Source organism: Pirellulales bacterium, assembly GCA_035533075.1.
Taxonomy (GTDB): domain Bacteria; phylum Planctomycetota; class Planctomycetia; order Pirellulales; family JAICIG01; genus DASSFG01.
In genome coordinates this window covers 1-11,581 of sequence record DATLUO010000197.1, presented here as the reverse complement: position 1 = coordinate 11,581, position 11,581 = coordinate 1, and the positions used below count along the sequence as shown (strand labels likewise).

General features: G+C 64.3%; 9 protein-coding genes. 3 read left to right on the top strand and 6 right to left on the bottom strand.

Features of this window, described 5'->3' with window-relative positions; all coding sequences use genetic code 11:
- Positions 1-137 precede the first annotated feature (137 nt).
- On the bottom strand, positions 138-1,385 hold the full coding sequence (locus tag VNH11_25695) for a sulfatase-like hydrolase/transferase (protein ID HVA49787.1): 1,248 nt from the start codon (positions 1,383-1,385) through the stop codon (positions 138-140).
- Between the two features lie 179 nt (positions 1,386-1,564).
- On the opposite strand from VNH11_25695, the gene VNH11_25690 reads away from it, so the two are divergent.
- Complete coding sequence (locus tag VNH11_25690) at positions 1,565-2,629, top strand: S49 family peptidase (GenBank protein HVA49786.1); 1,065 nt, start codon at positions 1,565-1,567, stop codon at positions 2,627-2,629.
- Between the two features lie 5 nt (positions 2,630-2,634).
- Here VNH11_25690 and VNH11_25685 read toward each other — a convergent pair whose 3' ends face one another.
- Genes VNH11_25685 through VNH11_25675 form a run of 3 tightly spaced genes read right to left on the bottom strand, consistent with a single transcriptional unit; the run spans position 2,635 to position 5,631 of the window.
- Entirely contained in the window at positions 2,635-3,762 is a 1,128-nt protein-coding gene (locus VNH11_25685) for an ABC transporter permease (protein HVA49785.1), read from the bottom strand.
- Entirely contained in the window at positions 3,750-4,490 is a 741-nt protein-coding gene (locus VNH11_25680; protein HVA49784.1) for an ABC transporter ATP-binding protein, read from the bottom strand. The genes VNH11_25685 and VNH11_25680 overlap by 13 nt, the downstream gene beginning before the upstream one ends.
- Positions 4,483-5,631 (bottom strand): ABC transporter permease, encoded by a 1,149-nt coding sequence (locus VNH11_25675; GenBank protein HVA49783.1) that lies wholly within the window; start codon positions 5,629-5,631, stop codon positions 4,483-4,485. The genes VNH11_25680 and VNH11_25675 overlap by 8 nt, the downstream gene beginning before the upstream one ends.
- A 572-nt stretch (positions 5,632-6,203) precedes the next feature.
- Here VNH11_25675 and VNH11_25670 point away from each other — a divergent pair.
- A complete protein-coding gene (locus VNH11_25670) occupies positions 6,204-7,067 on the top strand; it encodes a hypothetical protein (protein HVA49782.1) in 864 nt (287 codons plus the stop codon).
- A 15-nt stretch (positions 7,068-7,082) separates the two neighbouring features.
- Here the strand turns inward: VNH11_25670 and VNH11_25665 are convergent, their stop codons facing one another.
- Together VNH11_25665 and VNH11_25660 are read right to left on the bottom strand one after the other, a co-directional pair.
- Complete coding sequence (locus tag VNH11_25665; GenBank protein HVA49781.1) at positions 7,083-8,765, bottom strand: OFA family MFS transporter; 1,683 nt, start codon at positions 8,763-8,765, stop codon at positions 7,083-7,085.
- A 59-nt stretch (positions 8,766-8,824) separates the two neighbouring features.
- Positions 8,825-10,255 carry a PQQ-binding-like beta-propeller repeat protein gene (locus VNH11_25660; GenBank protein HVA49780.1) on the bottom strand — a complete coding sequence of 477 codons (1,431 nt, stop codon included), beginning with the start codon at positions 10,253-10,255 and terminating at the stop codon, positions 8,825-8,827.
- 643 nt (positions 10,256-10,898) lie between these two features.
- Between VNH11_25660 and VNH11_25655 the strand changes: the two genes are divergently transcribed.
- Positions 10,899-11,581 (top strand): HEAT repeat domain-containing protein (locus VNH11_25655; protein HVA49779.1); only part of this gene is annotated, 683 nt, incomplete at its 3' end.

The following is an 11,581-nucleotide window of genomic DNA, read 5'->3' as shown; positions in this document are numbered from 1 at the left end:
ATTCTTGACATCCGTCGAACGATACGCTTTGCTCTTACTCACGGGGACGACCTCCTGTAACGGGGTTTGGGGGAATTTAACAACTCCACTCTAAACCGCTTTCGAGGCGTCCCCGCTCTTTTCCTATCTATAGCCAACTACAAGCTCTCGTCGAGCGGCGACAACGCGTCGATGGTTCCCGACTCGGCGGCCGAACGGAAGTCGTTTAATGCGCGGCCCAGCGCCCCTGCGACGTCGCGGCAGCGGTCGGCGACGTCGTTCAGTTCCCAGAAATCGTCGGGCTTTGCGTACAACTCCACACCCACGGCGTCGGTCCCCTCATTGGCCGCACTCCTTACCGCCGTCTGATGGAGGTACCAGCCCGCCGTGCGGATGCCCTGCTCGCCGCAGGGCGCCGCGACACATGCCCGGTCGCGAATGCTTTCGGCCTCGTCGCGCACCAGCGGCAGCAGGCTCCGGCCGGCGCCGGCGGGAAAGAAGGGCGCCACGTTCCACCAATCGCAAAGGGTGGCCGGAAGGTCGGCCGGCTGCACCAGCGCATGGCTGCGTGCCGCCGCGCCCGAGCCGTCGGGTAACCGCAGCAGCCAGGGGACATGGATCAACTCGTTGTACATCGCCTCATCGCCGACTCCAATCCGGCGGTGCTCGCCTAGCGGCAGGCCGCGAGGCGAAACCAGCGCCAACAGCGTATCGCGGTGCGACGGACTTTCGGCCAGCGCGGCGAGTAGTCCGCTCAGACAGGTGTCGAGCAAGGTGACCTGCCCGGCATAAGCCTGGCAAATACCGAACCGAAGGTCTGGATCGAATTCGTCGGGCAGTAGGCAATGCGGAACGTCGACCAGTGTCGGAGGCGGGGCCTCATCGGGATCGGCGTATTGATTGCGGAATTCGAGCGGCGCGTCCCATGCCGCAGCAAGCCCCTGGGTGTGCAGCCATAGGCAAAACGGGCTATGCGCCTTGCCGAGCCAATCGGCCGCCACGGCAAAGTAGCCCGCCAGGTGCGTCTGATCCACGTCCGGGGCCGTCACAGCGTCGCAGGCCAAGGGTGGCTCGATGCTGATGTGCTCGCCAAAGCCCGTGGCGAGCGGGTGCCCACTCACAAGGGGGTCATCGCTGATAAGCGTGGTGGCGATACCGGCCTTGCCCAGCGCGCCGGCCAACGTGCCGCGGCCCGCGAGCCACGCTTGCCGGCGCTGGAGAGCGTGCGATCCCGTCCAGAACGAACTGTAAAGTTCATCGAGCGAAGGGCTGTCGATGATCGCGTGGTCCATCGTGAACGACTCGACGGCCAGGCGGTTCAACTCCGGCGAAGCCACCCAGGTGTTGCCATAGCAGCCGAGATAACCAACATGTAACCGGTCAACCACGACGACGATGGCGTTCATGCCGCGATTGTATACTTCACGCGGCAATTTGCCGCAAGCGCGCACGCCGCAATGTTTACCCGACTTGACACCGTTTCGCGCCAGTTGTCGAGTATTTGTGGTTTGCCTGCTTCTCCCGGCCGAAAGCTATAGGTAACGGATTTGCCGGTCACTCCGTCGGTAAGGCGAGGGAACGCCGGGTGCGAAGAACGCGAAACATCGAGCGGGGCGTTGGAGTGATGTGGGCGACACTGCCGCTGGTGGTCGCTTGCCTCGCGGCGCCCGCTTGCGCTTCGAAAACGCACCATGTCGCGACACGGGCAAACGTGACGTCCCGTGCGCCACCTCAACTGGGCGAGGGACCGGTCGTCGCCATGACGGTGCCCCGCGGCGCGGATGGCGGACCGAGCGTGGCTGTGATCGACGTCGACGGCTTGTTGATCAACGCCGATTTCACCGGGTTGTCGAGCTTCGGCGAAAACCCTGTTTCGCTGTTCCGCGAGCGGCTCGACACGGCCGCGGCCGACCCGTGTGTGCGTGCCGTGGTCGTGCGGATCAACAGTCCCGGAGGCGGCGTGACGGCGACCGACATCATGTGGCACGACCTGCGCAGCTTCAAGGCACGCACGCGGCTGCCCGTCGTGGCCTGCCTGATGGATCTGGGCGCGGGCGGAGCCTATTATTTGGCCACGGCCGCCGATTCCATCGTGGCCCACCCGACGACGGTGACCGGCGGGATTGGCGTGATCCTGAACGTCTACAACCTCGAAGACGCGATGGCGCAGTTCAATTTGCAGGGCACGCCCGTCAAGGCCGGCGACAACATCGACCTGGCGACACCAATCAAGCCGCTCGCGCCGGAACAGCGCGAGTTGCTGCAAACGATGTGCGACGAGTTCCACGGGCGTTTTTGCCGGGTGGTGCGTGAAGGACGGCCGGAGGTCGATCCGGACGAGCCGACGACGTTCGACGGCCGCGTTTTCACCGCGCGGCAAGCCCTGGAGCGGAAGCTGATCGACGAAATCGGTTACCTGGACGACGCGGTGGCAATGGCCAGGCAGATGGCCGGTGTGCCGCAGGCACACGTCGTGCTCTACCACCGCACCAACGACCGCGCCCGCTCGGCGTACTCGATCACGCCGAATTCGCCGCTGCAAGGAGGAGTGATCCCGATGAGCATGCCGGGACTGGACCGCGCGCGGCTGCCGGGCTTCTTGTACCTTTGGCAGCCCGATCCGACGCTGGAAAAACAGGTTGGCCACTAGGCCGCTCACTTGGCGCGAAGCGCCTCGACGGGCAGCAGCCGCGTACACCAATAGGCCGGATAGACGGCCCCGGCCAACCCCATGACGAGCGCGATCGCGAAGCCCTGGGCGATGACGCCCGGGGCGATGTTTCCCTGGACGATCCCTGACGTGACCGGCAAATGGCTGAAAAGCCGCGTGATCGCCACGCCGGCCAAGGAGCCGGCCACCGCCCCGCCAAACGTCAACGACAACGATTCGCCCAGGACCATCCGCACCACCCGGCGCGGCCGCCAACCGACGGCGCGGAGAATGCCGATCTCCCGACGCCGCTCGTAGACCGACATGATCATCGTGTTCAGAACGCCGATCGCGCCCAGGACCAGGGCAATGGTCGAAGTCACCCACGAGGTGGCGCGGGCCATCTTGATCTGATTCACGTTGGCAATGAACTCCTTGGTCGGCAAGGCGCTGATCCCAGGCTGCAATTCCTCGATCCGCTTCCGCAGGTCGGCCAAATCGACGTGGCCGCTCTCGCGATCGGCCTGCACGGTGAAGCCCGTCACCTGGTGCGGCCTGTCGGTCAGCGTTTGCAGTTCGTCCAAGAGCATGATCACGGCACCGTTGTCGTAGACGTTGAAGCTTTCGTAGACGCCGGCCACCTTGAATTCCTGACCGAAGAGCTCCAGCGTGTCGCCCAGATCCTTGCCCAGGTTTGCCGCCAGCACCTTGCCCAGCATCACCTTGCCCCGTTCGCCGGCCCGTAGGCGCCGGCCTGAGAGTAATTTCAGGTCGTCGAACAGGCGGACGTCGGCGGCCCAGCCGTTGACGAGCACGTACCACAAGTCGTGCTGCTCGAAGGAAACGACGTCGACGATTCCGCCGATGACGTCCTTGACGCCGGGCAGGGCCCGCATCGCATCGCCCAGCGACTCGTCCAGCCCGCTGTTGAGCTGCTCACTCCGGCCCGAGCGTTGCACGACCAGGTCGACGCCGCGGCTTCTGTAGATTTCGAGGTACGAACGCTCGAAGCCGACGGCCACGCCCACCAGCGACACCGCCGCGGCGATCGCCAGGGCAACGCCGACGATCGTCAGTAGCGATCGGGTGCGCCGCCGCCAGAGGTTCTTACCGATGAAGGTCAGGAACCACATGGCACGTTTCCCTTGCCCGGCGACGTCGCGGCGTCGGCGGTCGAGATGCGACCGTCGCGAATCCAGACGATTCGCCCCGCGCGGTCCGCCACCTCGCGGCTGTGCGTGATCACGACCAGTGTCATCCCTTGCTCGCGGTGCAGCCGGTCGAACAGCGCCAAGACATCGTCGCCCGAATGCGAGTCGAGATTACCTGTCGGCTCGTCGGCCAAGAGCAACGCGGGTTCGTTGGCCAGCGCGCGGGCAATGGCCACCCGCTGCCGTTCTCCCACGGAAAGCTGGCCGGGCAGGTGGCCCGCGCGTCGTGCCAGATCGACGGATTCCAGCAGCTTGACGGCTTTGCTGGCACGCTGGGCGGCGGACAGGCGTCCTTCGAACATTGGGATTTGCACGTTCTCGACCGCGGTCAGCGTGGGCAAAAGGTTGAACGACTGGAACACGAAGCCGAGCTTCTCGGAGCGAAAACGGTCCAGGTCGGGATGGCGCGACAACGACTGGCCATCGAAAAACACCTCGCCCGCCGTCGGCGTGTCGAGCGCCCCGAGCAGGTTGAGCAGCGTCGACTTGCCGCTGCCGCTGGGTCCCATGATGGCCAGGTACTCGCCGCGGCGGATTTCGAGCGATACATCGACCAGCGCCGTCACGACCCCATCGGGGTAAACGCGGCTGACGCGGTCGGCTCGCAGCAGGACCGGGTGCGCGGCGGAGTTTCCATCGGCGCTACTCATAACGCAATGCCTCGGTCGGTCGCAGATTTGCCCCGCGAATAGCCGGAAAAAAACCTCCGGCCAGCCCCAGCACGAGCGCGGCCATGAACCCCAGCGCCACGATCGACGGCGGCGTCCCGCCATCGAGCGCGCCCTGGGCGGCGGGCAGCGCCGCCAGCACTCGCGCCAGCACGACGGCTCCCAGGCTGCCCAGCGCCGCCCCGGCCAGACTCAATATACACGCTTCCGACAGGACCATTCGCACGATCCGCGAGCGCCGCCAGCCAATCGCACGCAGCACGCCGATCTCCTGAGTGCGTTCCAGCACCGACATGGCCATGGTGTTGAGCATCCCCACACACCCGATCGCCAGGGCGATGGTCGACGTGGCCCAGGCCATGGCACGAGCCAGGCTCACTTCGAAACTGTTGCCGGCGTATTCCTCGGTGGGCATCGCCGTCAGTCCCAGCGGCTTGTCGTTGCCATCGCGCAGATCTTTGATTTCTCCACACAGGCGCTCAAGGCCATCCGGGCCGCGAGCTTCTTCCGAGCTCAGCGCGACGAGGAACTCGCTCACCTGGCCGCTTTGATCCATCAGTTTCTGCAAATCGTCGAGCAAGACCACGGCCGAGCCGCCTTCGAAAACGTTTGAGCTGTCGAAGATACCAGCCACTTCGAACGGATTCAACTCGATCTCGAGGGTCTCGCCGACGCGCTTGTTGAGATTGTGTGCCAAGATGCTGCCCAGCAGTACGCGGCCGTGATCATCGGCCGTCAGCCGGCGACCCTCGCTGATCGCGAGGTTGTCGTGCATGCGACACTCGGCCGGCCAGCCGTGGACAAGCACCCCCCTGACGCCGCCGCCCAGCGAGACCACGTCGGTCAGACTGAGGGTGACATCGGCCACTCCCGTCAATTCACGCAAACGGTCGGCGACCCGCGCATCGAGGCTGCCGCTGGTGCGCTGAGCGGTGCCCGCCCGGACCACCATCAGGTCGACCCCGTGGCGGCGGTACGCGTCGCTGGCCGAACGTTGCAATCCCGTCGAAACGCCCAAGAGCGTGACGACCGTCGCCACGGCCACGGCCACGCCGATGCCGGTCAGCGTCGACCGCACCTTGCGGCGAACGACGTTGCGGATCACGAGGTCGATGAATCGCATGGGCGGCGAACTTTTCGGGTGTACGGAGGATGGAATCTGTCGATCCACCTTAACGAATTCACGCCGGATGTCTACCGGGGGGTGAAGCCGCCGGGGTGGCTTGACTGTCCACAAGACTTGCGGCCAGTTGAGCGAACACCGTTTACGGCGGCCTTTTTAAGGGGGATATGGGGATTCGGAGGGGATGGGGGATGAAAGCAGGATGATGATCCCACTTTGATGAAATGTCCGGTCCGGCGATGAAGGGGGTCGATTTCTATCGGATTTCGAAATCTCAGCGCACACGCCATTTCGTGACCTACGCTTGTTCAAGCATCGTCGCCCGAAGGCGGCTCGGTCGCGCGCCGCAGGCCACGCCCAGCCCGCGCGACCGCTATCATCGCTAAAGTCAACCTGAAAGTCATTTACAACCAAATGGCGCGCGGGTCGCCGAGTTTACTTGACTTCCACCCGCCAAATGAGATTTACTGAAGTTTCACGCGACCACACTGCCGTTTCGCCGCGCCATCGTCGCGAGGAAACTCGGCGGCGCAGGAAGCACATGAAGATCGGCCCAGGCCCGGAGTGAGAACATGATGATGCGAACTTTACGGACCACCACCATGGCGCTCGGCGTGGCCACAGCGCTCGTAGCGGCGCCCGCCGAAAGCCAGGCCATTTTCCATTGGTTCAACAACGGTTGCTGCAACGGGGGCGGGCTGTTCGCCCGCACGACCACCACCGTGCCGGTCGCCACGCCGACCTACGCGTCGTACGGCGCCGATCCGTGTGGTTGCCAGCCGCAACAGGTCAGTTACGTGCCGCAAACTTGCTACCGCACGCAATACGTCAACGTGCCGACGACGGTCTACCAACCGGTGACGGTCGCCGATCGTTGCACCGGCTGCCCGGTGACGACCATGCGCCCGGTGATCGCCTACCTGCCGCAGGCCCGGCAAGTGCCGTACGTTTCGTACCGAATCGTCTACTCGAATCCGCCCGCCGTCGCGTACCCCGCGGTGAGCACCGTCGGTTACGCCGCGCCGGCGGGCTGTTCGGGTTGCGGCGGCGCGGCACCCGCCTTTTCACCAACGTTCTCACCCGCTCCGGCGACGCAGCAGTACTATCGTGGCGCGATCACCAGCCCCACGACAACGGGTGTGCCCGCGTCAAGCGGCGTGGCGCCGGTGAAAACGTTCCAGAACGGTTCCGACGCGGGGGCCATCGACGAGAGTTCACCCAAACCGATCCCCGACTTGGAGCTCAACAAGGACTCGCGTCGCGGCCCCTCCGCGGAGCCGCGGTTGGTCGCCCCCGACGACAGCCGCACGACGTTTCGGCCGGTTCGGCGCGCGGTGCATGTCGAATCGTCGGACAAGGGCTACGTCTCGAAGGCCTCGCAACTGCAGCCGTCGGCGCCCAAGGCGAAGTCCGCGTGGCGGCAATCTAGCCGGTAGCAGACAAACATGGCTTCAGAGATGGTGTTTCGGGTCAACCGGTCGCACCAGCGCATTGGCCACGAGCGCGATAGCCAATAGTCCCGCCATCAAGTACATCGTCGAGTTGTAGACGGTGCTCGTTGGGTCGGCTGTTCCGGAGGGCGCCAGATCCAGGAGCTTGGCCACGGTCACGGTCTTTTGTGAGACCAAAGTATCGAGATCGGATAACGGGGCGTCGAACCTGGCGGCGAAAGCCGCTGGATCAATTTTTCCGGCAAGCTCGGCGATAGCCGCCGCCATCGAACGCTCGCGCAGCGACGTGAGTGCCAATGGTCCCACCACACCGGCCACGCTCCACGCCGTAAGCAGCCGACCGTGGATGCCGCCGACGTAGCGTGTTCCGAAAAGGTCGGCAATATAAGCGGGAATCGTCGCGAAGCCGCCCCCGTACATCGTCATGATCGCGAGCGTCGCCGCGCAAAATGCCACCAGCCACGCGAGCGAGGGGGACGCGCTCGCCTGGCCGGCGATGAAGGGGATCGAAAGATAGAGCGCCATCGATAGGATGAAAAAGATCATGTACGTCCGCCGGCGGCCGATGTAGTCGGAGGCACTCGCCCAGAAGAACCGCCCCAGCATGTTGAAGCAGCCCGTCAGGACCACGAAGGTATTGGCGAATCCGGGCCACGCGAACTTGGTGAGGGAGGCGCCGAAGATTTCCGTGATCATCGTTCTGGCCACCCCCAGCAGTCCGATTCCCGCTGTGACGTTCAAGCAAAGCACGATCCAAAGCAGGTAGAATTGCGGCGTTTTGAGCGCTTGGTCGACGCCGACGTGGTGCCGGCTGATCAGCTTGTGACGGGCCGTGTCGTCAGTCGGCGGCTTCCAGCCCGCCGGATGCCAATCAGGCGCCGGGATGCGGTAGGAAAACGCGGCGGCGAGCATCACGACGAAGTACGTCGCTCCCAAGACGAAGAACGTCTGCGCCACGCCGGTCCTGCCCGTACCGACCAGGTAGACCCCGGCTTTGCCGGGCACGATCATCTTCCCAACCTCGCTCTCGGCCACGACCACCGCCTCACGGCGCCGGCCGTCGGCGAGCGCGTAGCGCCGGCCGTCGTCGGTCGCGAGCTTCGCCTGCTCCTCGGTGCCAACGTACTGGGGGGCCTGGTAGAAGTAAACGATCAGGCGTTCCTTGAGCGGGGCGGCGATGATCGCACCGCCGCCGAAACCCATGATCGCCATGCCGGCGGCCATGCCGCGGCGGTCGGGGAACCAGCGGATCAGCGTGCTGACGGGGGAGACATAACCCAGCCCGAGCCCAACGCCGCCCAACACGCCATAGCCCAGGTACAAGAGCCGCAGTTCGTGTATCTGGATGCCCAGGCCGCCCAGAAGAAATCCGCCGCCCCAGCACGCCGCCGAGACCGTGCCCACCACGCGCGGCCCAACTCGTTCCAGCCATTTACCGGCGAACGCCGCCGCCAGCCCCAGCACGGCAATCGCGACGGTGAAGACCGAGACGACTTGCTTCAACGACCAATCGTCCGCGGCACTGGCCACGACCCCTTCGACCTTGGTCAGGGCCGGGTTGAAAACGCTCCAGGCGTAGACCGAGCCGATGCAAAGATGAATCGCCACCGAAGCCGGCGGCACGCGCCAGCGATTGAAGCCGGCGGGGGCAATGATGCGGTCTTTGGAAAAAAAGCTGCGCATGGAATGTCAAGGTCCAAAACCTTGAAGCGCTCAGGTGCGGCCGGCGCGCCTCGACGAAATCATCGACTGCCAAAACAATACAGCGCTTTTTCCGTCCGCAAATAAATTTTGCGGTCGGCAATCACGGGCGTGGCCACGGTCCGCTCCTGGAAATCGCGAGAGCTGATCAACTCGCACTTGGCGCCGGCGCGCAACACGCTGACCACGCCGTGCTCACTGGCCAGGTACAGCTTGCCGTCGCCTGCGACGGGCGAGGAGTAGTAGTTGTCGTTGCCCGCCAGCCGGACCTGCTTGAGCATGCGTCCTCTCGCGGCCTCCAGGCAGGTCAAAATACCGCCGTTCTTGACCATATAGAGCCGGTCCTGATAAACAAGCGGACTTGGCACGTACGGCAAACCCTTGTTGTATTCCCAAACGACACCCGAGCCGGTCAGGTCGCCTGTGCCTCGCGGCCGGATGGCCATCAGCGTGTTCTGCGCCAGTTCGAACACGCGCGCGTACTTATTCCATTCTGTCTCGTCCAGTCCCTTGTCTTGATTGAGGTCGATGCGAAAGAAACGGTCGAGCACTTCCGCGTCCGGCACCTCCTCGCGCACGAGCTTACCGTCGCCGTCCTTGTCCCATTTGGCGACGGCGTCAGACCAGGGATCCATCGCCAGCCGCGCATCGGAATCGCCGCCGGGCGACCAGGTGGCCACGTACAACAGGCCCTGGGACTGTGCCGGAGTGGTGTTGACGATCCGGGCCAGCCCATTGACCCACCAAAGCTTACTTCCATCGTCGGCACCGTAGGCCACAAGCTGCAAGGCGCCGGCCACGACGATCTGCTTTTGGCCGTCGGCGACCCAGACAACGGGCGTCGCATAACTGCGCGTGAAGCCATCGCGGTCGGTCTTCCAGAGCGTGTCGCCGGTCATGCAATCGACCGCCATTACGAAGCTATCGATGTCATGGTCGCCGCTGATGATGAGTTTGCCGTCGACCAGGACCGGCGAGCTGCCCGCGCCGAATTCGTCCTGGAACGGCCCCATCGGCTTGGCCCAGACCAGCCCGCCCTTGAGGTCATAACAAAGCAGCCCGTAGCTGCCGAAGAAGACGTAGACCCGCTGGCCGTCGCAGGCCGGCGTCGCGGCGGCCGGGCTACTGGTCTCGTGGAACAGTTCGATCCGCTCGGCCGGCGCCACCTGTCGCCACATCGTCCGGCCGCTGCGGCGGTCGAGGGCCAGCGTGGTGAGCTCGTCGTTCTCGAACGTGGTCACGTAGATCGCGTCGCCGCGGACGCAGGGTGTCGAGTGGCCGGGAGGCATTGGCACGCGCCAGAGGAGTTGTTCATCTTCGAGTTTTTCGACAAGCGGCCGTTCGTCGTCGGCCGCCACGCCCCCTCCGTGGCGGAAATAATCGACTTCATCGGCTTGGGCATCCAACGCCGCGAGTACCAGCAGCGCTGGACCGGCGAGCAGAGCGAACGATCGCGCACGGTTTGTGGTCATGGCAGGGAAGTGTCCTCACGGGCAGTTGCAGTTTCCAGGTGACGATTGTAACCGCCTGGCCAGCCGGATAACAGCAGATCCTCGTAGCGGAAAAGCGTGAGAGTTCCGATTCCGCCGTGGGGCAGGTGAAAATAGTAGGCACACGCCATGCACGCCGTGTGCCGTAACTTGTCGCCGAGAGGGCCATTTTTTTTACGACCCGCTTAAAGGCTAAGACGAGTTTCCGCAAAGTTGAACATAGCATGCCACCGGCTTGCCCGGTGGTCTGTGACGCTGGCAGCTAACCAAGGCGGCTGCCATTCCTGATTACGAACCCCGATTGCCCTGCCGCTGCCAGAGGCAGCGGCAGGGCAATCGAGTGGGAAGGGAGAGGTGGGCCCGCGGATTTTAGCTGCCAGCGTGAGTCTCCACCGGGCAAGCCGGTGGCATCATTTGATCGATCCTAGCCTTTAAGCGGGCCGTTGTTTTTTTGCAGTGCCACGGCGCACCGCATCCGCTGCGCGTGTGTCCCGGCGCCTGCAGATTTGATCCGCCGTGGGGCAGGTTTCCAACCTGCCATACCTGCTTTTTTGGCCCTTTGAAAACCTGCCCCGAAGCCCGGCGTCCCTTGCATCCCGCGCGCCGGCGCGGGATGCTGATGGTCATGGCCAAGCGCTTCGCCCAACTCGTATCGGTCTTGAAGCCCAAGCGCCGTTGGGTGCAGTTCCGCCTTTGCACGATGCTCGTTGTGGTGACCGCGTTCTGCCTGTGGCTGGGCGACTATGTGAATCCGATCCGCCGGCTGGAGCGGCAATTACGCGACCCGAACGAAGAAGTACGCGTGATGGCCGCCGAACGCCTCGGCTACTTGGGACCTGACGCACAGTCGTCGACGAAATCGCTGTTGCGCGCGATGGATGACGACAGCGAGCTGCTTCGCGAGAGGGCGGTCTGGGCCCTATCGCGCGTGAGCGGCCGCCCGGAACTGTTGACGCCGTTTCTGACCGATAGCCAAGACGAGGTTCGGTTAGCGGCGGTAGAGGGCATGTTGTGGGCCGGCGGCGATTTCGTCGTGGTCCTGCCCACATTGTTGAAGCTCTACCAAGATGGTTATTCCCAGAATGTCGATGCCCTTTTGTCGGCGCTCGGTCCCGATCAGGCGGCGACCGTGCTCCCGCTATTTTTGGACAACCTGGCCGACCGCGCTGTTCGGCTCGAGAAGGCGGAGGTGGAGGAGGACGAGGAGGAACTGTACGAGGCCGCGGACTGGCTGCACTGTCTCTCTGTGCCCTCCCCGATGGTCGTGCCGGGCTTGATCGATCGATTGGATCACGAGCGGCCGGAGGT

Coding starts and splice junctions, on each gene's coding strand:
- VNH11_25695 (HVA49787.1), bottom strand. CDS start 1,385: ATGAACGCCATCGTCGTCGTGGTTGACCGGTTACATGTTGGTTATCTC.
- VNH11_25685 (HVA49785.1), bottom strand. CDS start 3,762: ATGTGGTTCCTGACCTTCATCGGTAAGAACCTCTGGCGGCGGCGCACC.
- VNH11_25680 (HVA49784.1), bottom strand. CDS start 4,490: ATGAGTAGCGCCGATGGAAACTCCGCCGCGCACCCGGTCCTGCTGCGA.
- VNH11_25675 (HVA49783.1), bottom strand. CDS start 5,631: ATGCGATTCATCGACCTCGTGATCCGCAACGTCGTTCGCCGCAAGGTG.
- VNH11_25670 (HVA49782.1), top strand. CDS start 6,204: ATGATGATGCGAACTTTACGGACCACCACCATGGCGCTCGGCGTGGCC.
- VNH11_25665 (HVA49781.1), bottom strand. CDS start 8,765: ATGCGCAGCTTTTTTTCCAAAGACCGCATCATTGCCCCCGCCGGCTTC.
- VNH11_25660 (HVA49780.1), bottom strand. CDS start 10,255: ATGACCACAAACCGTGCGCGATCGTTCGCTCTGCTCGCCGGTCCAGCG.